This window comes from Ulvibacterium marinum (genome assembly GCF_003626755.1).
In the GTDB taxonomy this organism is placed as follows: domain Bacteria; phylum Bacteroidota; class Bacteroidia; order Flavobacteriales; family Flavobacteriaceae; genus Ulvibacterium; species Ulvibacterium marinum.
This window is the reverse complement of record NZ_RBCJ01000006.1, coordinates 91,621-115,325: the sequence shown is the minus strand read 5'-3', so window position 1 is coordinate 115,325 and position 23,705 is coordinate 91,621. Positions and strand designations below refer to the sequence as shown.

General features: G+C 42.6%; 26 protein-coding genes. 15 read left to right on the top strand and 11 right to left on the bottom strand.

All coding sequences use genetic code 11. The features are described 5' to 3' along the window. Positions 1–2 precede the first annotated feature (2 nt). From D7Z94_RS23895 to D7Z94_RS23825, 12 genes are all read left to right on the top strand, one after another. On the top strand, positions 3–1,775 hold the full coding sequence (locus tag D7Z94_RS23895) for an RHS repeat domain-containing protein (protein ID WP_120714173.1): 1,773 nt from the start codon (positions 3–5) through the stop codon (positions 1,773–1,775). Between the two features lie 402 nt (positions 1,776–2,177). Beyond that, a complete protein-coding gene (locus tag D7Z94_RS23885; RefSeq protein ID WP_120714171.1) occupies positions 2,178–3,413 on the top strand; it encodes an RHS repeat domain-containing protein in 1,236 nt (411 codons plus the stop codon). A 31-nt stretch (positions 3,414–3,444) separates the two neighbouring features. After that, positions 3,445–3,630, top strand: coding sequence for a hypothetical protein (locus tag D7Z94_RS23880; RefSeq protein WP_120714170.1), 186 nt, complete (start codon positions 3,445–3,447; stop codon positions 3,628–3,630). Further along, the gene (locus D7Z94_RS23875) at positions 3,631–4,683 is read left to right on the top strand and encodes a polymorphic toxin type 23 domain-containing protein (protein WP_120714169.1); all 1,053 of its coding nucleotides are present in this window, start codon (positions 3,631–3,633) and stop codon (positions 4,681–4,683) included. Then, on the top strand, positions 4,676–5,233 hold the full coding sequence (locus D7Z94_RS23870; RefSeq protein ID WP_120714168.1) for a hypothetical protein: 558 nt from the start codon (positions 4,676–4,678) through the stop codon (positions 5,231–5,233). The genes D7Z94_RS23875 and D7Z94_RS23870 overlap by 8 nt, the downstream gene beginning before the upstream one ends. A gap of 343 nt (positions 5,234–5,576) precedes the next feature. Next, entirely contained in the window at positions 5,577–6,137 is a 561-nt protein-coding gene (locus D7Z94_RS23860) for a hypothetical protein (protein ID WP_120714166.1), read from the top strand. A 52-nt stretch (positions 6,138–6,189) separates the two neighbouring features. After that, on the top strand, positions 6,190–7,431 hold the full coding sequence (locus D7Z94_RS23855; RefSeq protein ID WP_147415980.1) for an RHS repeat domain-containing protein: 1,242 nt from the start codon (positions 6,190–6,192) through the stop codon (positions 7,429–7,431). A gap of 463 nt (positions 7,432–7,894) precedes the next feature. Beyond that, positions 7,895–8,092 (top strand): hypothetical protein, encoded by a 198-nt coding sequence (locus D7Z94_RS23845; protein WP_120714163.1) that lies wholly within the window; start codon positions 7,895–7,897, stop codon positions 8,090–8,092. 127 nt (positions 8,093–8,219) lie between these two features. Continuing rightward, on the top strand, positions 8,220–9,035 hold the full coding sequence (locus tag D7Z94_RS23840; protein ID WP_120714162.1) for an RHS repeat domain-containing protein: 816 nt from the start codon (positions 8,220–8,222) through the stop codon (positions 9,033–9,035). Continuing rightward, positions 9,004–9,684, top strand: a complete 681-nt coding sequence (locus D7Z94_RS23835; RefSeq protein WP_120714161.1) for a hypothetical protein — start codon at positions 9,004–9,006, stop codon at positions 9,682–9,684. The genes D7Z94_RS23840 and D7Z94_RS23835 overlap by 32 nt, the downstream gene beginning before the upstream one ends. 2 nt (positions 9,685–9,686) lie before the next feature. Further along, positions 9,687–9,935 (top strand): hypothetical protein, encoded by a 249-nt coding sequence (locus tag D7Z94_RS23830; protein WP_120714160.1) that lies wholly within the window; start codon positions 9,687–9,689, stop codon positions 9,933–9,935. Between the two features lie 229 nt (positions 9,936–10,164). Continuing rightward, positions 10,165–10,362: a hypothetical protein gene (locus tag D7Z94_RS23825; protein ID WP_120714159.1), complete on the top strand. Its 198-nt coding sequence runs from the start codon at positions 10,165–10,167 to the stop codon at positions 10,360–10,362. Positions 10,363–10,581: 219 nt separating this feature from the next. On the opposite strand, the gene D7Z94_RS23820 is transcribed toward D7Z94_RS23825, so the two are convergent. Further along, positions 10,582–11,115, bottom strand: coding sequence for a hypothetical protein (locus D7Z94_RS23820; RefSeq protein ID WP_120714158.1), 534 nt, complete (start codon positions 11,113–11,115; stop codon positions 10,582–10,584). A gap of 328 nt (positions 11,116–11,443) precedes the next feature. On the opposite strand from D7Z94_RS23820, the gene D7Z94_RS23815 reads away from it, so the two are divergent. Beyond that, positions 11,444–12,721, top strand: coding sequence for a hypothetical protein (locus D7Z94_RS23815; protein WP_158594717.1), 1,278 nt, complete (start codon positions 11,444–11,446; stop codon positions 12,719–12,721). A 90-nt stretch (positions 12,722–12,811) separates the two neighbouring features. Here the strand turns inward: D7Z94_RS23815 and D7Z94_RS23810 are convergent, their stop codons facing one another. The 10 genes from D7Z94_RS23810 to D7Z94_RS23765 form a co-directional block, all read right to left on the bottom strand. After that, positions 12,812–13,999 (bottom strand): molybdopterin molybdotransferase MoeA, encoded by a 1,188-nt coding sequence (locus D7Z94_RS23810; protein WP_120714156.1) that lies wholly within the window; start codon positions 13,997–13,999, stop codon positions 12,812–12,814. Continuing rightward, positions 13,996–14,772 carry a sulfite exporter TauE/SafE family protein gene (locus D7Z94_RS23805; RefSeq protein ID WP_120714155.1) on the bottom strand — a complete coding sequence of 259 codons (777 nt, stop codon included), beginning with the start codon at positions 14,770–14,772 and terminating at the stop codon, positions 13,996–13,998. The genes D7Z94_RS23810 and D7Z94_RS23805 overlap by 4 nt, the downstream gene beginning before the upstream one ends. After that, a complete protein-coding gene (locus D7Z94_RS23800; RefSeq protein WP_120714154.1) occupies positions 14,756–15,829 on the bottom strand; it encodes a HesA/MoeB/ThiF family protein in 1,074 nt (357 codons plus the stop codon). The genes D7Z94_RS23805 and D7Z94_RS23800 overlap by 17 nt, the downstream gene beginning before the upstream one ends. Further along, positions 15,826–16,422 carry an NTP transferase domain-containing protein gene (locus D7Z94_RS23795; protein ID WP_120714380.1) on the bottom strand — a complete coding sequence of 199 codons (597 nt, stop codon included), beginning with the start codon at positions 16,420–16,422 and terminating at the stop codon, positions 15,826–15,828. Before D7Z94_RS23795 ends, D7Z94_RS23800 begins: the two co-directional genes overlap by 4 nt. Continuing rightward, entirely contained in the window at positions 16,406–16,879 is a 474-nt protein-coding gene (moaC, locus tag D7Z94_RS23790) for a cyclic pyranopterin monophosphate synthase MoaC (protein WP_120714153.1), read from the bottom strand. The genes D7Z94_RS23795 and moaC overlap by 17 nt, the downstream gene beginning before the upstream one ends. Beyond that, on the bottom strand, positions 16,879–17,862 hold the full coding sequence (moaA, locus tag D7Z94_RS23785; protein ID WP_120714152.1) for a GTP 3',8-cyclase MoaA: 984 nt from the start codon (positions 17,860–17,862) through the stop codon (positions 16,879–16,881). The genes moaC and moaA overlap by 1 nt, the downstream gene beginning before the upstream one ends. A 176-nt stretch (positions 17,863–18,038) precedes the next feature. Then, entirely contained in the window at positions 18,039–18,458 is a 420-nt protein-coding gene (locus D7Z94_RS23780) for a molybdenum cofactor biosynthesis protein MoaE (RefSeq protein WP_120714151.1), read from the bottom strand. After that, positions 18,458–18,700 carry a MoaD/ThiS family protein gene (locus tag D7Z94_RS23775; protein ID WP_120714150.1) on the bottom strand — a complete coding sequence of 81 codons (243 nt, stop codon included), beginning with the start codon at positions 18,698–18,700 and terminating at the stop codon, positions 18,458–18,460. Before D7Z94_RS23775 ends, D7Z94_RS23780 begins: the two co-directional genes overlap by 1 nt. 6 nt (positions 18,701–18,706) lie before the next feature. Next, positions 18,707–20,878: a xanthine dehydrogenase family protein molybdopterin-binding subunit gene (locus D7Z94_RS23770; RefSeq protein ID WP_120714149.1), complete on the bottom strand. Its 2,172-nt coding sequence runs from the start codon at positions 20,876–20,878 to the stop codon at positions 18,707–18,709. Between the two features lie 17 nt (positions 20,879–20,895). Next, positions 20,896–21,360, bottom strand: a complete 465-nt coding sequence (locus D7Z94_RS23765) for a (2Fe-2S)-binding protein (RefSeq protein ID WP_120714148.1) — start codon at positions 21,358–21,360, stop codon at positions 20,896–20,898. Between the two features lie 234 nt (positions 21,361–21,594). Here D7Z94_RS23765 and D7Z94_RS23760 point away from each other — a divergent pair, with 234 nt between their 5' ends. Then, positions 21,595–22,404 carry a TrmH family RNA methyltransferase gene (locus D7Z94_RS23760; protein ID WP_120714147.1) on the top strand — a complete coding sequence of 270 codons (810 nt, stop codon included), beginning with the start codon at positions 21,595–21,597 and terminating at the stop codon, positions 22,402–22,404. 61 nt (positions 22,405–22,465) lie between these two features. Further along, positions 22,466–23,692, top strand: a complete 1,227-nt coding sequence (locus tag D7Z94_RS23755; protein WP_120714146.1) for a M48 family metallopeptidase — start codon at positions 22,466–22,468, stop codon at positions 23,690–23,692. The last annotated feature ends 13 nt before the right edge of the window (positions 23,693–23,705 follow it).

The following is a 23,705-nucleotide window of genomic DNA, read 5'->3' as shown; positions in this document are numbered from 1 at the left end:
CCTTGGACTGGCGGGTGGACGGCAAGGTACGTTCGGTGACCAAGGACAATGGGAGCGTAATCACCTTCCAATATGACGGGCTGGGGAACAGGATCGCCAAGACCGAGGTGGATACGGAGACCACTACCCTCTACGTACGCGATGCCCAGGGCAATGTCCTGGCCGTATACGAGAACAGCTCGGACGGAACCGTGGATCCCGCGGATCCCGATAGGAACCTGCAGGACTTCTGGGACTTCGGTACCATGCTGATTGACCGGGAGATCGCCTTCGAGGCCTATGACTATATCAGCGTGGCCAATACCGTAAACGGGAACGTAGTGGAGCCCAACGGCAACCTCCGCCTTACCGCCGGAAACGAGATCACCCTAAAGCCGAATTTCCATATAAAGCCCGGCTCGGAGTTTTTGGCGGAGATCCGGGACCTGGGCGAGAGCAATGGCGGCCGGGAGGGCCTTTTTCTTACGGAGCACCATATCTATGGGAGTTCCCGATTGGGCATAGAGCAAAAGAACTTGGAGATTTTGGAAGAACGCCCTATCTTGGAAAAAATACGGTTTGAAAATAAAGTGGGCGACAAACGCTATGAGCTTACAAGCCATCTAGGGAACGTACTCTCCGTCGTTACGGACCGTAAGGCCACCAACAACGACGGTGGCTTTGGCCCCGATGTTGTCGCTTACAATGATTATTATCCCTTTGGACAGTTGCTGCCAGGTAGACATGGAAACTCCACGGACTATAGGTATGGCTTCCAGGGGCAGGAAATGGACAACGAAATCAAGGGGGAAGGGAACTCACTTAATTATACCTTTAGGATGCACGATCCTCGTGTTGGTAGATTCTTTGCGGTGGATCCACTTGCGAGGCTTTACTCATGGAATAGTCCTTACGCATTTAGTGAGAACAGGGTTATAGATGGAGTCGAGTTAGAAGGATTAGAGTACATAAGAAAAATTCACATTGTTGCCAATGGCAGAATAGTAAAAACTCGTACTCAAACTGAAGTAATGTATAAATGGGATAACCAAACAATAGAAATCATGGGCGGTACGACTTATGGAGCATACAACGCTGCAAGCCATGGGCCAGAAGGTGAGGGCATCCAACACCTTTATATTTCTGATGCAACTGCTGAAATAATCGCGGAAAGATGGGATATGCCGAGAAATACTCTCAAGGAGGCAATCGGGTCACATGGTTTATATTCTGGTGGAGGGTCTATAACTAAAGATGGTTTTACGAAAAATTATGATTTTGGATGGCAGCCTGTTGACATTCCAGATGCAATAGCAAAGGAACACGACATAGGTTATTCTCTAGCCACCCAATCTGGGTTAAAATCCCAAGGTTATATTGAAGACGTAAGAACTCTTGACGCGGATTTACTAATGCTTAATAGACTTGAACAGGTAAAAGATGTTAAAACATTGAATGATTGGAATGATTTGGGGTTAGAGAAACCATTAAGATGGGACATTTCAGGGGAAGCACAAGCTGCAATGTTTGGGCAAAAGCGTATGATAGGCCTACTTGCAGAGTATAAAACATGGAAAATTAATCAACCAAATAATGGTGCTGGTGTTAGTATTTTGGATGAAGGTGTCCGAACGAGATTTATTCATGACACTTCCAATGGAACCGAAGCTGGTTTAGCTCAACAATCAGCAAAAATAGGTTTTCTACATAGTCTAGAAAAAAGTAGGCTTAAACTAGAAGAGGCAGCTAAAAAAGCAGATGAAGAACTTAAAAAGTTAATAGAAAATGAAAAATAAATATAAAAAATAGTGAATATTATTAGGAAATTATTGCTCGTAATTTGTTTAATTATCTTGAGTTTTGAGGTGTATTTAAAGTTCGAGTACTTGTTTATTAGAAATGTCAATCCCAGTTTTAATTCAGAATTTACAAGTATATCCTATGGGGTTGATATTTTACTACATATGTCGCTTAGAATTATTTCAATTGTCATCTTAATCCCAATGGTTATGTATTATTTCAAAAAAAAAAGAAAGATTACACTTATTAGTATAATTTTTTTGATTTTAACTGTTATTGTTACTTTTCTGCCCCCTAGTGGTGCTAGTATTCCTATTGTTCCCTGATAGCCAGCCCCTTGCTAGCGCCTGTCTTTAAACTGATAGAAGTTTACATATATCAAGCCCGGTAGCGAGTTTTTGGCGGAGATCCAGGACCTGGGCGAGGGCAATGGCGGCCGGGAGGGCCTCTTCCCTACCGAGCACCATATCTATGGGAATTCCCGCCTGGGGATGGAACGGAAAAATTTGGAAATCCTGGAGGAAGGGCCTATCTTGGAAAGGACGTTCTTTGAAAACAAGGTAGGCGACAAACGCTATGAACTCAGCAACCATCTGGGGAACGTACTTTCCGTAGTTACCGACCGCAAGATCACCAACGGCGATGGTAGCTTTGCCCCCGATGTTGTCGCTTACAATGACTATTATCCCTTCGGGCAACTTCTACCGAACAGGCATGCCAATACCAGTGATTACAGGTACGGCTTCCAGGGACAGGAACTCGACAATGAGATCAAGGGGGAGGGTAACTCCATAAACTACAAGTTCAGGATGCATGATCCAAGGGTGGGTAGGTTCTTTGCCATTGATCCTTTAACAGCAAAGTATCCATATTATTCACCATATTCATTCAGTGGCAACCGTGTCATAGATGCCGTTGAGTTGGAAGGAGCTGAACAATTGATTCGAATTACGGATGATACAGGGACCAGAGAACTGCCTCTAAAATCAAAAAGGGGATATAGCGAGATAAGCAATTTTTATGAGGCTTTCAGGAAAGGCCTCGATCCCCAAAAGTTCACTTGGTTCAGGGGCGAAGAAAGATTCACTGAACTTAGTACCGGAACATTTCCCGATAGCGGAACGCTATCAATCATACAGACCGAGAATAAGACGTTCCTGAGCTTCGATGAAAAGCTGGATTCTGAGACAGTGGACAAGCTCTACAATGATGACGGCAAAAGGAAAAGCATCGACCAGTTAGGAAAAGAGAGCTTGGTCAGGGCCGGTAGGGAAACTTCAAATTCCCTTGAGAACATTGGAGATGCCGCAGTAATTCTAGGTATTGTAGCCGTCCCCGAAACATTGGGACTATCCGGTTTGGTAGTTTTGGGAGGTGAAGTAATAGGTGGTATAGGACTTATTGGTAATGTTGTTTTGGATTTTTCCGAGGGAAAAAACCATCAAGCTATAGGTAGGTTAGTATTGGAAGGAGCATCAGCAGGGTTTGGCCAACAAATCAAAAAAGCCTTTCCCAAAGCCAGCCAAGGTGAGATAAATGAAAAGGTTGGTAAAGCTGTTGCCGATTTTATGAATGAGCTTATGAAACAATCCATTGGCATTGGTATAGAAAAAGCTAATGAAGATGAAAAGTAACACCAAAGAACAAATCTAGCAAATTATGATTATGGCAGTGTTTGGAGAATTGATTTTGGGAATAGGTTTAGTCATTTTCGGTTCTTACTTAACAAAAAAAATGGTAAGAAAAGGAATTAAAGACTATATAGATGTCAGGGGATTAAGTGTTGGAATAGCAGCATTGATTGGAGGCGGGTATTTAATGATAATTTCCATGTTAAATCTATCTGGTTAAATGTATACTTATTCTGCAAAGATTACGGTGTCTCATTATAAATCGCTGCTATCAAGGAAGCACGGGAGCTTCTCAGACTACCGCTACGGCTTCCAGGGACAAGAAATGGACAACGAGCTCAAAGGTGAAGGCAATTCTCTTAATTACAAGTACCGTATGCACGACCCCAGGGTGGGAAGGTTCTTTGCGGTGGATCCGTTGGCAGATGAGTATCCGTACTACTCGACTTATGCCTTCAGTGGAAATCGAGTGATCGATGCAACGGAACAGGAAGGTCAAGAGCCAAAGATACTTTATGATCTCGCAAAGCTTGTATCACCATTTACGGTAAGGTTCACCCATAAGGTGGGAACACATGAAACCGGCATCGGGGTAGAGACGTCCATTGGCCTGCCGAAGATATTGCCCTTCAGCATAAGGAAGAACTACAGTGCGACCTTCTTTGCCGATGACGCGTTGCAGGACGGACCCGTGGTAGAGACAACCAACTCGAAGGAAGTATCCTATCTATCTGGGCTGTTGTCCGTCGAATCCAAGGTCTATAACAGCGGCGAGACCTCACAGACTACAGGGACAGTAACTATTGGGAGCCCTATAATAAATGCCAAATATGAGAACGACTGGTTCGACCCAGGCCTGGTGGACAAATTGGATCCATTTGATATTCTACCGGCCGAGCTTGGCGATGGCGGCGACCGCTTTCGTACGGCAAGAGTAGATATAAACCTGGGGCCCTTCTCCACAGGGTTTAAATTGGGCACGGGAGATCCTGGGTTAGACAAATTTGAAAGAAGGAAAAATATAGATTTCGAGTCTCCAGATAGTGGTCCTTTTGGCACCTATAGGTTAAATCCAGACACTGGCGATAACCCTGACAATATACGCTTAGGAATCGGATATTTCGGTATAGGCCCCTTCAAAGTGGGCACTGACTCTGAAAAGCTCAGGGATTTGATACAGAACAAAATTGTTCATGATAGGATAAGCAAAAGCCCGCGCTTCAAGGTAATTGACAAAGAATCAAAATCATTTATTGAAATCTCCAATGAGTAATTTTATGATACATCGGCTTACTACTTCATTCTGTTTATTGTTTTTATTGAGTCTTGTATCTTGTTTTCTGGTTACGGGCAAGGATGAGGAATTGACCATGGATAGAAAGATAAATAGCTCCAAGAAACTAAGATTGGATGGGTATTATATCCGTTCAATATGTAACGATTCAAAAGCCCTTTGCAATTATCAAACGTTATTTCTTTTCGAAAGTGGAATAACACTTTGGAGTGGAACATTTGATGAAAATGGCACTTCTAATATCAACAAAAAATTGAATCAGTCATACTTTAACAAAGTTCACAAAATCAAGTTTAACTGGGGGCTATACCAAATTTTAGGTGATAGCATAATTTTTGAGCAGTGGTATCATGGAGGAAAGAATTATGCTTATACAAGTTTAGGAGTAATTTTGAATGATACCACTTTTGTAATCACAGGTTCCAAACGTTCACATCGGCCCAAGGAGGGCTTTAAGAAAATCAATGAAATCTACCATTTTGTAGAGTTTTACCCTAAGCCGGATAGTACAACCACGTTTATCGACTGATGATGACGAGCCTGTTGGATACTGATGAAAAGTCCGTTGTAATACAGATGGACAACTATGGCTACCTATCAGTTGAACAGATTAAAGGCTGGTAGTAAATTCTCCGTTTACGAATAGACCGGTAAGCCAAGAAACCAAGGATTTTGTAGGTGATGCAATGTATTTATTTTCCAGTATTATCACTATAAAAGTAGGAGAGTTAGGAAATATGCTTGAGTCTGGAAAAATATCCGAACAGGAATATAATAAACAGATGTACCTTTTCAAAAACAATAAAATTGTGAAAGATGCTCCTTTGCCGGAACCTTCTGATAATGCCAAATTCAAAGACAAATAGGATTAAATGGAAATCGAAAGAGAATCTAAAAGAGTTGGAATTTTAATAATAGTCATTTTGACAACAATTTCATGTATTTTTCTTTTTACATACAAGGCGTTTGATTTTATAAATCCCCAAAATCAATATCAAATTACTAAGACAAAAATTATAAGTGAAAAAGGTGAGAGAATTGATTCTTTTTCAATTGCTATACACTCACGGGATAGTATAAAACCAAATAACTATTTTGAACTGGATAGGTATTGTTGCTCATTTACAGGGACTGGAAAACCTTCAAAACAAGTAGTATTTAATAACATCAATGATGGCTATAGTTGGGAAAAGTGCCATGTGATTTTCGATTATGTGGAAAAGGATTCATTGAAGAATTTGACAGTTAAGGAAAAACTTGAAATTATAGACCAAAATAATCAATCTGAAGATTTCGATAGAATGCCTTTTAAATTTGAAAGAGATAAAGTTTATCATTTATTTGGATTAAAGGGAATTGAGGGTTCCTATTATCTTTCTCTTGATTCCTCTAATAATCTAATAGTTGAATATTTTGACGGCGGACCACTTTAATTTTTATTCAATCCTTTTTGAGCACAATATTTATGGTAGTTCCCGCCTAGGGATGGAACGAAAAAATTTGGAAATCCTGGAAGAAGGCCCTATCTTGGAGAGGACGTTCTTTGAAAACAAGGTAGGCGACAAACGCTATGAACTAAGCAACCATCTGGGAAACGTACTCTCCGTCGTTACGGACCGCAAGGTCGCCAATAACGAGGGTAGTTTTAGCCCCGATGTTGTCGCTTACAATGACTATTATCCCTTCGGGCAACTTCTACCGAACAGGCATGCCAATACCAGTGATTACAGGTACGGTTTCCAGGGACAGGAACTCGACAATGAGATCAAGGGGGAGGGTAACTCCATAAACTACAAGTTCAGGATGCATGATCCAAGGGTGGGTAGGTTTTTTGCCGTGGATCCTCTAAGCCCAAGCTATCCTTGGAACAGTCCCTATGCGTTTTCGGAGAACAGGGTCATTGACGGGATAGAACTGGAAGGTCTTGAATACTTCAAAGTCAATGTTTATTTGGATAGGGATGGGAATTTCATTCAACAGGTCATAGCACAAGATTTTAGGAATCTTGATGATTACTTCATCAAAAAATATCATCATGTTTCAGCAGACGAATTTTATAAAGAGTATTCCCAATCTTTTGGCCCGGAAGGAAGAGGGGTCAAATATGAATACTTTGTAAGACAGGATGATGGGTCATTTAATTCCACAGGGGTACAATTATGGGAGGTTGCACAGCCAGCGAATGATTTTGTAGCTAGAATTGGTCGAAACGGAATATATTCTGGAAGAGGCAGTATTACTGTTGGTGGACCTTTAGTCGATGCTGGCTACAATTTTGAGGAAAGGCCAAATGACATTCAAGATGCTTTTGCGAAGGAGCATGATATTTCCCAAGATGGTTTTGATGATTACCTGAATCCGCTTGAGGACGTGAGGGATCAAATCTATGAAGGTGATATCATACTTCTTCTCAGGAATGTTTCCTTGCAGAATGCCTTGACCAAGAACCCCAACCTGATAGACCCAATAACAACCAGACAGATTAGTGAAGAAGCCAAAATGACCTCACGTCACGCACAAAAACTTTTTGGGATGATCGTAGAGTACAAAAAATGGAAAAGAGCAGAAATGACAGACCAAAAATTGGATGTTAATAATGCCGAGCATATGAAGCAAGTCACTATAGAACAGTATAATGGTAGAGGCAAACGGTTACTGAACTATATTTTTGGAGGAGAGGACGAAGATGAGAAAGGCTATTATGAAAAAATGTTGGAAAACGAATAACATGGCGTTCTTTTTTAGCTACATATTGAACTTTTTTATATATGCCTTTGCTATCACTTTTATACTAAAAAAGACAACCCATCTCAATGGGACAGGCATAATAGTCGGAAATGAATTATTGTTGTCGATAACCTTGGTGTCTTTTCTTTTTTTTGTTGATAGCTATTTGGAATTTTTACCACTTTATATACTTGGGCATGGTTCTAACAAGGAATATTTAGGTGCTTTTATAATTGTATTTTATCTTGTCAGATATATTCCACTTGTCATCGGCATAATAGGTATAGTTACTTTGGTTGGTCGGCTAGCTAAAGATACTGGAGAATAGTTTTCTTGTATATGTCTCCCCGCTGGCGCCCGAGTGAGCGCCAGTGCTCGTTTGTGACTAGCACTATACTGGTCGGACCATGCCGAGGGCCTATCCCTGGACTGGCGCGTATACGAGAACAGCTCCGACGGCACCGTGGACCCCGTGGACCCCGATAGGAACCTACAGGACTTCTGGGACTTCGGTACCATGCTGATCGATCGGGAGATCGCCTTTGAGGCCTATGACTATATTAGCGTGGCCAATACCGTAAACGGGAACGTGGTGGAGCCCAATGGCAACCTCCGCCTTACCGCCGGAAACGAGATTACCCTAGTGTCGATTCAAGTATAAGATTTCGGTTAAGCCGATGTCATTTTTCGTGTTTTAGGAAATTGAAAAAAACAAGCATAGCCGTAGCTACGTGCGTTTTTTATAATGATGTAAAACCGGAAAGGAACAAGGCTTCGGGCGCAAGATTATGCTTGACTTGACACTTAGACCCAATTTCCATATAAAGCCCGGCTCGGAGTTTTTGGCAGAGATCCGGGACCTGGGCGAGAGCAATGGCGGCCGGGAGGGCCTCTTCCTCACCGAGCACCATATCTATGGTAGTTCCCGCCTGGGAATGGAACGGAAAAATTTGGAAATCCTGGAGGAAGAGCCTATCTTGGAAAGGACGTTCTTTGAAAACAAGGTAAGCGACAAACGCTATGAACTCAGCAACCATCTGGGGAACGTACTCTCAGTCATTACCGATAGGAAGGTGAGCAACGCGGATGGGAGCTTTGGCCCCGATGTTGTTGCTTACAATGACTATTATCCCTTTGGTATGCTGCTGCCGAATAGGCACGGCAACAGTGGGGACTACCGTTATGGCTTTCAGGGACAGGAAATGGACAACGAGGTCAAGGGCGAGGGTAACTCTATAAATTATAAGTACCGCATGCATGACCCAAGGGTGGGAAGGTTCTTTGCAAGAGATCCGTTAGAAGATAGTTATGCCTGGAACTCGCCATATGTGTTTAGTTCAAATAGGGTCATTGATGGTGCCGAGCTAGAAGGATTAGAAGCTAAGACAGTTATAAACTATTGGGATCAACATCAGAATGGGGATTGGTATGTTTCGAGGAGTATATCTGCAGTATCTGATGATGGAGAAGGCGATTTTGTTGTTGAAGTTTACAATTATAAAGTAAAGGACAATACCTTTATCAATAAACAAAAATACTCGCAGGCTAGAGCATATAATGACGGTCATTTAAGTGGTCTCAAAACAGCAGCAAATTATAGTTAGTTATGTAGATCCTGAATCGATTAAGCAGAGAAAATCAGATGATGAGGCATGGCTGGCAGCAAAAATGGAAGAAAGAGGATTTGATCCTTTGCATAAGCTCGGATTACTATGGGCAATTCATAGAAGAGACACTCATGCCGAGGATAACTCTACAGCATTTAATAGAATCTCTAAAGATGCCTTAGAAGTTGGAGGACCACTTTTAGAGGCATATGGTGCAGCTCAGGTAGCAAAAGTAAATCGGCTAAAGAATTTAACAAAGGTAAATTCCATTGATACTCCCTATGGTGCAGCTATTCAATCTTCAACGAAATCGGCTCAAGAAGCTCGGGTAATAGTTGAAAATGGAGGAAGTCTTTATAGAATAGGCACCTTGGGTAAAAGTCACGCTGCTGAGGCACAATTTTGGGCATTAGAAAATCCATTGGAAAATCCACAGGCATTTTCGAAGAAATATGGCATACCAATTGAGAATATTGAAAATGCGGATTTCATAGAAATAGGAACTTTGAATAAAGGTAATAATTTTATTACGAGACCTGCACCAGCAGCCCCTGGCAGTGCTACAAATTCTGGAGGTGGAATCGAAGTTGTTACACCTTCTGGAGCAGTTGAATTACAAAGTTTTCATGTTATAAAAAAGAAGTGACTTTGAATTATTTAGATAAAATAGATAAGATTATTATTAAGGTTAATTCAGTTAGTTCGGAAAAGGCTAATGAGTTGATTGAGATTAAAAAGAGTTCATTTACAGGAACAGAATTGTTGATGAGCTTTACATATGAACTGAGTTTGATTACTAAGAAAGATGAAGAACTTGACGAGCTAGTTGGTTCGGATTTAACTGAATTGATAAGCTACTGTCAAAAAATCGGGCTTAGTATCAAGGATGTACGATAGATTTGCGGAGAGTTGCTTCGCTAACGCAAGTTGTACAATTCATGACATAGATTAAGAAAAAATGAAGGGAAAAGCCACGGCCGCCGATCGGTCGCCCTCTTTTTTTAAGGCACATACTCTTTTTTGGTCTTAGTATCATGTATAAGTGCATTAAAAATTTTATTGATGTTGTGTACGCGATGCCCAGGGCAATGTCCTGGCCGTATACGAGAACAGCTCCGACGGCACCGTGGATCCCGTGGACCGCGATAGGAACCTACAGGACTTCTGGGACTTCGGTACCATGCTGATCGATCGGGAGATCGCCTTTGAGGCCTATGACTATATCAGCGTGGCCAATACCGTAAACGAGAACGTGGTGGAACCCAACGGCAACCTCCGCCTTACCGCAGGAAATGAGATTACCCTAGTGTCGATTCAAGCATAAGATTTCGGTTAAGCCGATGTAATTTTTCGTGTTTTAGGAAATTAAAAAAAACAAGCATAGCCGTAGCTACGTGCGTTTTTTATAATGATGTAAAACCGGAAAAGAACAAGGCTTCGGGCGTAAGATTATGCTTGACTTGACACTTAGACCCAACTTCCATATCAAACCCGGCAGCGAGTTTTTGGCGGAGATCCGGGACCTAGCTAAGAATAAAAAGCTTTAGTGTATGGTAACACTACCTTGGTTTTTAACCCGTTGTGCTTCTAAATTTTTAAGGTATACTTTTTGGAGTTTACTCCAAAAGCTGGATGCTACTTGTAGCGGGTATTCCTTACCTTCAACCCTGTCATACACAAAGAAGCATTTTTTATGGCCAGTACCATAGCCTCCTCCCGGGCCATAAATAGTTTCATTGCTGCTCCAGTACCGATAGCTCTTGTACGTAAAATCATGGACATAACGGTATTGCAGGGTGTCCTGGTATTTGCTGGACTTAAGTTCGCTTATGTCCACCAAAGCATATGGACCTTGGTAGAATTTTTTAATATTCTTTTTCAGGTATTTGTTGTAGCTATTTTTATGGACAACACAAAGTAGGGTGGTACTATCCTTACCAAAATCTTTGGGAATTGCCCCTTTTTCAACAGTGGCATATCTGTTGACCTTTGCCTTTACCAAGGCGCCACAGGAACACAAACAGCATATAATAAAAATAGACAAGACAGGCTTGATCGGGGGAATAAGAATGTTCATAAGAGGGGGATCTTTTACTACTTCCTTAACGCAAAAGAAAATGTTTTAGTATCCAAAATAGGTAGTGGTACTTTATGGCCGTTTTAGTCCTCGCTGCCCACTATGCAAAGTTTTATGGTAAATAAAGCCGCCACCCTGTGGATTGCCACAATAATCGAGGTCTCTGCTGCATCAGATTGGTGTAGACCATAAGTGTCACGGACACACCCCGTCCAAACAATTCAGGTAGGGTGCTGTTCTTTTTAGGTTTTAAGAAAAAAAGCATGCTTTTGCTCCTGATTTCAATAGAATGTTACCATAGGAACAAAAGACTAGCGATTTCTACAGAATGCCACTGATTTTCATCCCAAATTCCTTAGGATTATATGGAGATAATTCTATTTTTGTCTATATGTTCCCCCGGCATTCCAACATACCTATTTTAAGGGTTTTACCCCTTTTAATATGCTTGACCTTTTGGTCAGGTACGGAACTGTTTTCACAGATAAAAATAGGGGACAATCCACAAAACATTGATAGCGGCTCGCTCTTAGAACTGGAAAGCAACGAACTGGCACTGGTCATCACCCGTGTAACTACCCAACAAATGAACCGTTTGTCACCTATGGCCGGGGCTTTGGTCTATAATGCCGAGGTAGGTTGTGTGTATGCTTATGACGGTGCGGTATGGATCAACCTTTGTACCCAGGGCGGGGCGGGTGGCGTAAGTACGGCCCCCGGAAATGTTATTACCGATAATGGCGGTGCCTTTTATGATGACGGCGATACCAATGCCCAAAACGAACTTACCGATTTGGAATTATCGGGAACCCGGTTAATGCTGACCAATCCTTTGACGGGAGGCAATACCATAGACCTGGCTCCTATTTTGGGAAGTGGAGACCCAAGCGACGAATTAATTGTTGACGGTACCGTCATAGGTAACGATTTGATCATCAATGAGGGGACGGGGAACCAAGTAATCATAGATGTTAGCAATTTGGCGAACGGAGATAACTCCACTTTTGAGGTCAATGGCGGCAACCTCAACATCACGGACGATGCAGGAACTTTAAGCGTACCCCTGACCGACTTTAACAACCTGTCCAATACCGATTTGACCCAAACCGGAGGTAACCGCACCTATGACCTGAACAATCAAAATTTGGTGTTTTCCGGAGCGGGAAACCTAGGGGTAAACGTGGCCTTACCACAGGCAAAACTACATATTGGTGGCAATCTGCGCATAGATGGCCAACTTTTGGATTCAGATGGGGACGGTGGTACTCCGGGCCAGCTCCTTAGTGCCACAAATACAGGTACAGATTGGGTTTCGCCTATTGTATCTACCGGCCCATTTCATGCACTCGGAAAAATGAACGAAAGTGTTATTGTCAACGGGGCCAATGTGCTGACAACAAATTCCATGGGTATTGGTGAATATCGAATCTTTTTTACGGCCAATGCCAGTTCCGAAGACTATGTGGTACAACTAAGCTTGCTGAACACCGGTGCCGCTTCCATTGAAGTCATTTCTCAAACGGTCGGGGGCTTTACGGTTCAAATCTACGATAACGACGGTATAGCAATGGAGGGCGATTGGTTTTTTACCGTGGTGGATTTTTGAGCATAAAAATTTCTTGATACCCACTATTAATGCCTCACTGGCCGCTCCATTGAGGAATTTCTTGAATTTAAGGTCCAATACTAGTACAGATTAGGTATCATATACAGGAACCAACTCCCCTTTTTCATATGTATGTTCCCTAGGCCTTAAGCAGATAAATCCATCGGATTTGGAGAGACTGGCCAAATCCCCGGAACCCCCATCTTTTATAGGCGAGGCAAATAGTCTTCCCTTTTCAGCATAGGTCTTGACCTGAACGAAACGGGTCAATGGCAAATCATTACGGATAGGTTGATCCAAAACCACTTCTTTTTTTGGATAAGGCAATCCCATACAACCATAAAACCAGGGCGCAAAGTAGATATGGTAGTTGGCAAAGGTAGAAACCGGATTTCCAGGAAAAGAAAACACTACCGTGCTGCATTCTTTTTGCGTCCCGAACCAAAATGGTTTGCCCGGGCGCTGAGCTACGCGGTGAAAGACCTTTTCAACACCCAAGGATTCCATAACCTCCGGGATAAAATCGAACTTTCCCTTGGAGACTCCGCCACTCAATAGGATTACATCATTTTCTTGTAATACCCTGGCAATATTTTCTTGTATTACTTTTTTGTCATCGGTCAAATGCAAAAGTTCAGGTATTATATTTTCCTTGGACAGGGCGGCATACAGGGATAAGGTATTCGATTTTCGAATCTGATGGGGAAGCGGAATTTCTGAAACGTCCACCAATTCGTTGCCTGTGGAAATAACACAAACCTTAGGCAACTTTTTCACGGATACGTGGGATTTTCCTACTGTGGCCAAAATACCAATTTCTGCTCCTGTGATACGACAGTCCGGCTGCAGTAAAACCTTTCCGGTAATCGCATCACTGCCCTTTTTATGGACATTCTGTCCTTTTTTGGGAATGGATTGTATAGTAGCGCTTCCATTTTCAAGGGTTACTTGTTCGTACATGATAACGGTATCCGTATTTTGAGGAACAACGGCTCCTGTCATGATTTCAAAACAATGATCTGCTGAACTCAGTGATTGTTGCGGCATCCCCGCACTCAATACCCCTTCAATTTGAAAAGTGGACCTCCCTTTTTCAATAGCCGAAAAATGTATGGCTATTCCATCCTTGGTCGAACGGTCAAAAGGAGGAAAATCCCGATCCGCCAGAACAGGTTCGGCCAAAACACGGCCGGTACTTTCCAGTAAGTCCACAGTCTGCACAGCCCAATTTTGGGTATGCTGCATTACTTTCTCAAAGGCTTCATCAAATGAAATCATATCAGTTCCAATCCATTTTTTAACAATACCCGAACCCCAACAACAAAAACCAAAATCGCGGTAACGCGCTTTATGCCTTTAGGCGACATCTTTTTTAAGCTTATTCGAATGCCCAATTGTCCCCCTAAAAGTACAGTTCCCGTGAGGATCAAGGTCTCCCTTAAAGGAAGTTCCAAGGTGTGGGCCAATGCGAGCCCCCCTATCCCAGAAATTGAATTCACCAAAATAAAAAAACTGGCCAAAGCAGCAATTTTTATAGGAACGTCCCATCGCATGTGGTTGAGTACAGGTGCCAAGAAAATACCTCCTCCAATACCCACCAGACCGGATAAAAACCCGATGGCACCACCAATAATATAGTCCAAATAGCCGGGATAGTTTTTTACTCTATCCGTATCGTTTACAATGGTATACGTCTGCCAGGCCAAAAATATAGCGGAAACAATTAATGAACATCCCAAAATTATGAAGAACACCTGCTCCTTTAACCGGAAGGAGGCCCCCAAAAAGGCCATTGGAATACTGGTGATGACAAATGGAATAAACTTCCTTAAACGAATATGGTCATTTTTAAAATAGAGATAGGTACTTCCCGAAACTACGACCAGGTTACAGATAAGGGCTATGGAACGAATGGCAAAGAAACTAACAAAAAAAAGGGTCAACAGCGCCAAATAGCTAGATCCGCCTCCAAATCCAACGGAGGAATACAAGGTGGCGATTACAAAAAAACCCAAGCAAAGTAGCACCAAGCTCTCAATACTTAGCAACATACGCCTTTAGATTGTTCATCCCCCCTTTGACATTGATCAATTCCGCCTCTGTATTCAATTCCTGAAGTTTCTCAATGGCTTTCCGACTTCTTATACCGGATTGACAAATGAAGTAGGCCGGTCTCCCAAAATCAATTTCCGATTTACGTTCTTCCAACTCGGATAACGGAATATGATGCGCCTTTTCCAAGTGGTATCCTTGAAACTCTTTTGGCGTACGTACATCGATTAACTGAACAGAATTCATCTCAAGAAGTTGTTCCAATTCCGAAGTTTGAATGGATTTTATCTCCGTGGTACATTCAAAATCGTATGCTGGTTTAAGTTCATTGATTTTCTGATTATCGGGAACTAACGAAAACTTGATATTTTGAAAGTTTTGGGAAAGTCCATCAAAAAGCAATAGCTTTCCGGAAAGCACCTCTCCTACTCCGGTCAATACTTTTACCGCCTCTAAGGCCTGAAGGTTTCCAACTATCCCTGGGATTACCCCCAAAACGCCATTTGCATTACAATCCGGAACCTCATCCGGTCCAGGCATATTCGGAAACAGACATCGATACGTAGGTCCATTATTATGGTTAAAAACGCTCACCTGACCTTCAAACCCATGTAGTGCGCCATAAATAAAAGGCTTTCCCAAAAGAACACAGGCATCGTTTACCAAATACCGGGTGGGAAAATTATCCGAGGCATCCACAACAAGATCATAATCGGCAATGACTCTCAGCGCATTTTCCACGGTCAAAAACTGTTCAAAGGAAATCAATTGAGTGCTCGAATTTTGAGCTCTCAATTTTCGGATAGCGACCTGAACCTTGGATTGGCCAATATCCGTTTCATCATACAACACCTGCCGATGTAGATTGGAACCCGAAACGCTATCACCATCCACAATACCCAAAGTGCCAATGCCCATGGCGTTAAGGTAAGTCAATACCGGGATGCCCAGGCCTCCGGCCCCAACTACAAGAACTTTGGATTTGTACAAGCGTTCTTGTGCCTTTGGACCAAAATCCTTTAAAATGGTCTGCCGTATGTAGCGTTCTCCGTTCATGTAGTCTCCAATTTCCCAAGGGCCTCCTTATACTCCTCTTCGGAATTTGCATTAAGTAGTACATCGGGATTCGTTGGAAATACCAACTTAACTTCGTTGTTTATCAAAAATTTACGGGGACAGGTTCCATTACCTTGTGCTAAGTATGCGATGGAAGAACGAAGCGCCTCTGGCTCCCAAATAGCACAAAGTGGTTCGGGCAAGGGGTCTTCTTCTTGTGCAAAGGCTGTCCCCATTTTGTCCGGATCTCTTGCCAAAACTAATTGTCGTAATGAAACCTCATCCATCAAGGGCAGATCACAGGCCAAAACGAGCCAGGCCACGTCAGGAAATTGGCTATGGGCCGATAACAAACCGTTAAAAGGGCCTCTATATTTATCTTGATCTGGAATACTTTTAAATTCCGCCTTAATTTCTCCTTCCTGTTCCTTTCGGATACTTATGTAAGTCCTCTCACAGACCCCATCCAATAAATGATACAGGTATTCACGTTGGGGAATTCCATGATAGGTAATTTGCCCTTTGTCCTTTCCCATCCGCGTACTTTTTCCACCGGAAAGGACCAATCCATAGAGTTTATCTTTTAAAATCATGTTTTCCACCTGTTTTTTCATTCAACCGCACATCCGTAATTCTGATGTCATGGGACAACGCCTTGCACATATCATAAATGGTCAACGCGCTAACCGAAACTCCGGTCAAAGCCTCCATTTCCACTCCGGTACGTTCGGTACATTTCACTTTACAATTGATTTGTAAGGCATTTTCAATAGGCACAATGGTAATGTCTATCGTGGAAAGGTTCAACTGATGACATAACGGAATAAGTTCCCAGGTCTTCTTTACCGCCTGGATTCCTGCTATCACCGCAGTTTGTATAATGCTACCCTTCTTACTTAAAAAATCCTTCCCTGATAAAATCTCAAAAACCTCAGGAGGAAATTCTACTTTTCCAGAAGCCGTCGCTGATCGTACCGAAGCATCCTTCTTGGATACATCTACCATCTTGGCCTTTCCGGTATCGTCCACATGTGAGAGTTTCCCTTTCATTATCCACCTATTGAAGTCATTGAACTTTTAAAGACTCCTCTATTTTCCTGCTGTGCTTCAAAACCGGTTTTTGCCCTGCTCCCTATAGCAGACCGGATATGTTCCTTTACCCTTTCCCCGGAATTCTCTCCACGGAGAATATCCCTAAGGTTCATTTTAGGTTTACCATAAAGGCAAGTGATAACATCACCAGTAGCCGAAATCCGAAGCCGATTACAGGTTCCACAGAACGTACGGCTAAATGACGGTATCACCCCAAAGGTTCCTTTAAAACCTGGGATTTTATAGTTAATTGAGGTTGATGTGCTTGGCGATTCCAATTGATAATACTCTGGATAGGCCTCCTTTATGTAGGCCAGGATACGCTTGTAATCCCAGGAAATCGTGTCAAAAGAGCGACTTCCTCCGTTAAATGGCATTTCTTCCAAAAACCGTACGGCAACATTAAAATGTTTGGTAAGTTCTAAAATAGGCAGGATATCCTGGGTATTCTGACCGTCCAAAGCAATGAAATTGATGCGAACATTAAAACCTTCGGTAATCAGTCTAAGCATATTATCATGTACCACATCATATTGATTTCTACGGGTGATCCGCTCAAAGGTATCTCTATTAATGGCATCCAAACTCACGTTTATATTGGTAATCCCCAATTGCTTGAGTTCATCTATGTATGGTCCTATAAGTGTAGCGTTAGTGGTCACCGAAATTTCATTCAATCCCTCTAAGACCGCCAAGTGGCGTAAAAGCACCATAAGATCTTTACGTACAAAGGGTTCCCCGCCGGTAATGCGAATCTTATCGATACCCTGCGAGACCAAAATAGAGGCTAGGCGCGCCAATTCCTCCAGCGTAAACAGTTTGTCGTTTTTTGCAAAGTTGATGCCTTCTGACGGCATGCAATAATTGCAGCGCAGATTGCACCGATCGGTAACCGCCAGTCGCAAATAGTTTATTCGTCTATTGTGATTGTCTACGAGCATTATCCATTCAAGTTCAAATCCAAATTTAAGCTATAAAAAATTGATATGTTTACCCGTTTAAAAGTTTTGAAAGTTTATGGCTCCATATTTAGTTTGATATCCATAGCAAAACCAGATTTCCAATACCCCTAACCTACCAAGTTCCTATACAACTTATGGTTTGGACACAACCCCTATTATGGATGTGCGGAAACCCAAACGGATTTATTTTTGAATATTTCCTTTTTCCAGATGGGTACTCTTTCTTTTAAAGTGTCGATTAAAAAACGACAGGCCTCAAAACAATCGTTCCTATGGGCCGACGATGCTCCGACTACCACCACGGGCTCCTGAACATTTTTGACACCCACGGCATGCCGAACTACAATTTTATTCAATACCCATTTATTTGAGGCTTCAATAGCAATTTTTTCCATCTCTTTAATCGCCATCTTCGCATAGGTTTCAAATTCCAGGGAAACCACTTCCTCGTTATTGGTAAATTCCCGAACAGAACCTACAAAAACACAGATACCTCCGCTACCGGCATGGGCAAGTTCCCCATACACCTGCGAGGTATCTATTATATCAACGATTTCAATAATCGGCTTCTCCATCAACCTCCACTTACCGGCGGAATTATAGCTATTTCGTCGCCGGCTTCCAAAATAACAGCATCTTGGGCATATTCGCTATTTACGGCTACCGCCAACGAGGACAATTTACCGAATTCAGGAAAAGAGCTACACAAAAAGTCCTTAAGCTCACCTACCGATGAAGGTGGGTGTTTCCATTCGGATAGATCCATTTGTGTGCTTCCCACAATGTCCTTGGCAATTCCAAAAAGCAATACTTCCATCCAATACTATCCTATAATTTCCTTTTCCACCATATTTTCCACAAAAGGTTGCCTATACATACGGTTGCCCGTTGCCTTTTTCATAGCAATGGAAACCGCGGCCCCAGCCGGGGGCAATGTTGGTTCCCCAAGCCCTGTAGGGCTCAAGGTGTTTTTTACAAAATGTGTCTCCACCTTGGGAGCTTCCTTCATGCGAATGAGGCGATACCTGTCATAGTTATTCATCTCCGGAGCACCGTCCTTAAAAGTAAAATTACCATACATGGCATGCCCTACTCCGTCAACGACACCGCCTTCAATTTGGTTCAACGCACCTAGCGGATTGACCACTATACCACAATCTACGGCAACAATCACTTTCTTAACGACTGGCTCATTGTTTTCAATTAATACGTCCGCAACCTCGGCTACGTGCGTATTGTGACAATAATACGCGCAGAAGCCCTGATAGACACCATCCTTTGGGTTACCATATCCGGATTTCTCTACGGCCAAGTTAATTACATCCTCCATGCGCTCAGCAGAATATTGGATGCGCTCATCCGTGGTACCCTTCACCTTTTGTAGCATATCCAAACGCATCTGTACCGGGTCTATTTCCAATGTTTCGGCAATCTCGTCAAAAAAACTTTGCTCGGCAAAGGAAAGGAAATTGGTGTAAGGCGCACGCCAGGCACCAGTGGTTATGTTGCTATCGTATTTGGCCACGTCCACTTGATAATTCTCCAAGGCCCCTGCCGGGAAAAAGTTCGGGATCAGACCGTACATATTACTATTTATGGAGGCTTCCTTTAAATGGTAACCTGAAATCTTGCCATCCTTTAAGGCCGCTTTGATACGATACTTTATGGCCGGACGATAAATTCCTGCGGACATATCATCCTCTCTAGAATAGACGACTTTAACCGGCTTTTTTGCCAAGTGAGATATTTCAGCGGCCTCCATCACAAAGTCCCCATATAACCTTCTTCCAAAACCACCGCCCATACGTGTCATCTCCAGATGAACCTCCTCACTATTTCTTTCTAGAAGCTCCGCCACGCGTGCTGCTGTTCGCTCAGGAGTCTGTATCGGACCTACTAAATGAATCTTGTTAGCGGAGACATCGGCATAAAAATTCATGGGCTCCATACAATTATGGGGCAAGAAGGGAGACCCATAGGTACGCTCCACTACTTGGTCCGCATTTCTAAAGGCTTTTTCCACATCCCCGTCTTTTCGAAGTGTATTAAATGAAGTCCCATCGAGTAAGTCGGTCAATAATTTATCGTGATTTGATGTACTTTCCATCGGGGTACCATCACTCCATTCAGCGCTTAAAGCTTCCTTGGCCTTCATAGCTTGCCAAGTAGTGTTCGCTAAAACGGCTATTTTATCGCCTCCACCTTTGAAATCTCCAAATCGTATTACGTCGATTACGCCCTCCATTTTTCTGACCGAGCTATCATCGAAAGATTCCAGTTTTTTCCCAAAAGACGGAGGTCGCAAGACGGAGGCAATTACCATGCCTTCGGTTTTATAATCCAGCCCAAATAACGGTTTTCCCGTCACTATCTTTTCAATATCCACGTTACCGGCGTCAGTACCTATTATTGTGTAGTCTTTGGGGTCTTTAAGCGCAACCTCATCTGGAATTTCCAAAATGGCGGCTTCCTTTACTACATCCCCGTAGCCCAGGGTTTCCCCCTTGGCATTTGTTATTACTCCGCCACTGGCCGTACATTCCGAGGCATCCACACCCCATTTTGCGGCAGCGGCATTAATCAGCATCTGCTTGGCAGTAGCACCGGTTTGCCGTAGGGCGTCCCATCCATGACGAATGGACTGGCTTCCACCGGCCACTTGGCGTGTATAATCCTTCGTACTCAATATACCCTGTTCTACATGAACCTCGTCCCATGGGACATCGAGCTCTTCGGCAATAATCATGGGCATGGAGGTCTTTACCCCCTGTCCAATTTCTGGATTAGGCGAGTAAATCGTAACCATTCCATTATCCGCAATTTTGATAAAGGCATTAAAATCGTTGAAATTTAGACTGGCAATGTCCACGGGCATTTTCGCTTCGTTCTTACAAGCGGTAAAGAGATTGAACCCTATAAGCATTCCACCTCCCGCCAGGGAAGAGGTTCGTAAAAAGGCCCTTCTACTAAATGAGTTGGATATTGTGGTTGACATATTGTTTTGATTTAAGGTTACTTGGCTATTTTTTCCGCAGCCAGGGCAACCGCTTTTTGTATACGGTTGTAAGCCGCGCAGCGACAAATATTGCCATGCATGGCACTTTTTATTTCATCCTCGGTAGGGTTTGGATTCTTATCCAAAAAAGAGGAAGCCGTCATTATTTGCCCGGCTTGGCAATAACCACATTGTGGCACATCTACTTCTTTCCAGGCTTCTTGGACAGGATGGGTTCCATCCTCTGAAAGACCCTCAATGGTAGTAATTTCCTTTCCTTCCATTTGTGCTACAGGTACCAAGCAGCTTTGAATAGCGTTTCCGTCCACATGGACATTACAGGCTCCACATTGGCCTATTCCACAACCATATTTGGTGCCCACAAGACCTATATGATCTCGTAAAGCCCATAATAATGGAGTGTCCGAGGAAACATCCACGGACCTGTCTTCACCGTTAATTTTTAGGGTGTACGTTGGCATGTTGTTCGTATTGGGTTGAAAATCCGTTATGGTATCCGGGATGAGGAGGAATCCCTTTAAAATACATTATGGCCTAAATTAAACAAAATATGGCGAGGTCAATTTTACCACAAGGATTTTTAACCTTTTTTTATGTTAAAGGTCCTACTCTTTCCGCTCCCTTTTAGGACCTGATTAATGACATTTATGATTAGCCTATGAATTGGTAACCTGGATTGCATTACATTTATGTCGATGGACCAGGTTAAACAAATACATAGTCTTCAGAACCCACTTGTTAAAAAGGTTTTGGCCCTTAAGGACAAATCCCGTGAACGAAGGAAAACAGGACTTTTTGTATTGGAGGGCCAGCAAGAGGTTCAACTCGCAATAAAAGGAAAATTTGAACTGGAGACCTTATTGATCTATCCTGAGGTATGTGACGATAAGGACTTCTTGAAATCCTTGGAGAATCTAAGACCTCGACCGGAATTTATCCACGTTTCCAATGAAATCTATAAAAAGCTGGCCTATCGAGAGACCACAGAAGGCATTTTGGCTATTGCCAAAGCTAAATCCCATAGGTTGGAGGACATTGTTTTACGTACCGAAAACCCATTTATCCTCATAGCCGAAGCTCCAGAGAAACCGGGTAATATCGGTGCCATGCTGCGTACCGCGGATGCGGCCAACTTGGATGCCTTGATTATAGCCGATCCAAAGACCGATCTCTATAATCCCAATATCATCCGTTCTAGCGTCGGGACTATTTTTACCAACCAAATTGCCATGGCCAGCACTTCGGATACCATTGCTTTCTTAAGGAAAAAGAATATATCTATCCTTTGCGCAGCCCTTACCGCCTCTAAAATATATACCCACATAGATTTCAACAAACCCTCGGCACTGGTTGTAGGAACCGAGGCTACGGGACTTTCCGAGAAATGGTTGGAGCACTCCCAACAAAATATCGTGATCCCCATGGCCGGGCAAATCGATTCCCTTAATGTTTCGGTGTCCGCAGCAATACTTATCTTTGAAGGTTTGAGGCAAAGAGGTCTTTGAGGTTTACGTCCTGTAGCTTAAATAAACACCAAAGCCTGAATACAAAGAATACCAAACCAATATGAATATACTTTTCTACATTATCATTGGCATCTTAATTGTTCAATATTCCGTTGAGACGATCTTGGATTACCTAAATGCCAAAAAATATGGCGATCCGGTTCCAAAAGAACTGGACAATCTGTTTGATGCGGAAGAATATCAAAAATCCCAAGATTATAAAAAGACCAATTATTCCTTTGGATTGCTGACTTCCACTTTTTCCCTTGTACTTACGTTGGGCTTTTTACTGTTCGGGGGATTTGAATGGATCGATTCCATTACGCGGTCCTTGACCGATAATAGCATGTTCCAGGCCCTTTTATTTTTTGGTATAATTCTTATAGGCAGTGATTTGATTACTACCCCTTTTTCCTTTTACCAAACTTTTGTTATAGAGGAAAAATTTGGATTCAATAAGACCACCAAAAAAACATTCATCCTGGATAAACTAAAAGGGTGGTTGATCTTGGCCCTTTTAGGCGGGGGGATTCTAGCTATGGTAATTTGGTTCTTTCAATGGGCAGGTACGGATTTTTGGGTTTATGCATGGGTAGTGATTGCGGTTTTTACAGTTTTCATGAACCTCTTTTACAGTAAATTGATCGTTCCCTTGTTCAACAAACAGACGCTTTTGGCGCAAGGAAGCCTTAAGGAAAAGATAGAATCCTATGCACAGAAAGTGGGTTTTGAGCTTAAAAACATTTTTGTAATCGATGGCTCCAAGCGTTCCACCAAAGCAAATGCATACTTTTCAGGATTTGGAAGGGAAAAAAGGGTCACCCTATACGACACTTTGATCAATGACCTGGAGGAAGATGAAATTGTGGCAGTCCTGGCCCATGAGGTAGGACACTATAAACGTAAGCATATTATCTTCAATCTTATAGCCTCGGTACTTTTGACCGGCCTTACTTTGTTCATCCTTTCGCTTTTTATTAATAATCCCAATATGTCTCTGGCCATCGGTGTTTCCAAACCTAGTTTTCATGCTGCCTTGATAGGATTTGGGATTCTGTACAGTCCCATTTCTGAAATTACGGGCCTGGTCATGAACTATCTATCCAGAAAGTTCGAGTTTCAGGCGGATGATTATGCCAAAAACACCTTCGCCGCTATGCCGCTGATCAGCTCCCTTAAAAAGTTGTCCAAGAAAAGCTTGAGTAACCTTACTCCGCACTCCGCGTATGTTTTTGTTCACTATTCCCATCCGCCTTTAATAGCCCGAATCCGCAACTTAAAGGCATAGTTTTTGTTGTGTA

Bases quoted from the DNA above. Each gene is read 5' to 3' on its own strand.
- D7Z94_RS23795 (WP_120714380.1), bottom strand. From the start codon at position 16,422: ATGATTTTAAAAGATAAACTCTATGGATTGGTCCTTTCCGGTGGAAAA.
- D7Z94_RS23860 (WP_120714166.1), top strand. From the start codon at position 5,577: ATGGAAATCGAAAGAGAATCTAAAAGAGTTGGAATTTTAATAATAGTC.
- D7Z94_RS23755 (WP_120714146.1), top strand. From the start codon at position 22,466: ATGAATATACTTTTCTACATTATCATTGGCATCTTAATTGTTCAATAT.
- D7Z94_RS23840 (WP_120714162.1), top strand. From the start codon at position 8,220: ATGCTTGACTTGACACTTAGACCCAATTTCCATATAAAGCCCGGCTCG.
- D7Z94_RS23800 (WP_120714154.1), bottom strand. From the start codon at position 15,829: ATGAACGGAGAACGCTACATACGGCAGACCATTTTAAAGGATTTTGGT.
- moaA (WP_120714152.1), bottom strand. From the start codon at position 17,862: ATGCTCGTAGACAATCACAATAGACGAATAAACTATTTGCGACTGGCG.
- D7Z94_RS23875 (WP_120714169.1), top strand. From the start codon at position 3,631: ATGTATACTTATTCTGCAAAGATTACGGTGTCTCATTATAAATCGCTG.
- D7Z94_RS23775 (WP_120714150.1), bottom strand. From the start codon at position 18,700: ATGGAAGTATTGCTTTTTGGAATTGCCAAGGACATTGTGGGAAGCACA.
- D7Z94_RS23770 (WP_120714149.1), bottom strand. From the start codon at position 20,878: ATGTCAACCACAATATCCAACTCATTTAGTAGAAGGGCCTTTTTACGA.
- D7Z94_RS23805 (WP_120714155.1), bottom strand. From the start codon at position 14,772: ATGTTGCTAAGTATTGAGAGCTTGGTGCTACTTTGCTTGGGTTTTTTT.
- D7Z94_RS23765 (WP_120714148.1), bottom strand. From the start codon at position 21,360: ATGCCAACGTACACCCTAAAAATTAACGGTGAAGACAGGTCCGTGGAT.
- D7Z94_RS23760 (WP_120714147.1), top strand. From the start codon at position 21,595: ATGGACCAGGTTAAACAAATACATAGTCTTCAGAACCCACTTGTTAAA.
- moaC (WP_120714153.1), bottom strand. From the start codon at position 16,879: ATGAAAGGGAAACTCTCACATGTGGACGATACCGGAAAGGCCAAGATG.
- D7Z94_RS23815 (WP_158594717.1), top strand. From the start codon at position 11,444: ATGCCACTGATTTTCATCCCAAATTCCTTAGGATTATATGGAGATAAT.
- D7Z94_RS23780 (WP_120714151.1), bottom strand. From the start codon at position 18,458: ATGGAGAAGCCGATTATTGAAATCGTTGATATAATAGATACCTCGCAG.
- D7Z94_RS23855 (WP_147415980.1), top strand. From the start codon at position 6,190: ATGGAACGAAAAAATTTGGAAATCCTGGAAGAAGGCCCTATCTTGGAG.
- D7Z94_RS23870 (WP_120714168.1), top strand. From the start codon at position 4,676: ATGAGTAATTTTATGATACATCGGCTTACTACTTCATTCTGTTTATTG.
- D7Z94_RS23820 (WP_120714158.1), bottom strand. From the start codon at position 11,115: ATGAACATTCTTATTCCCCCGATCAAGCCTGTCTTGTCTATTTTTATT.
- D7Z94_RS23810 (WP_120714156.1), bottom strand. From the start codon at position 13,999: ATGATTTCATTTGATGAAGCCTTTGAGAAAGTAATGCAGCATACCCAA.
- D7Z94_RS23880 (WP_120714170.1), top strand. From the start codon at position 3,445: ATGGCAGTGTTTGGAGAATTGATTTTGGGAATAGGTTTAGTCATTTTC.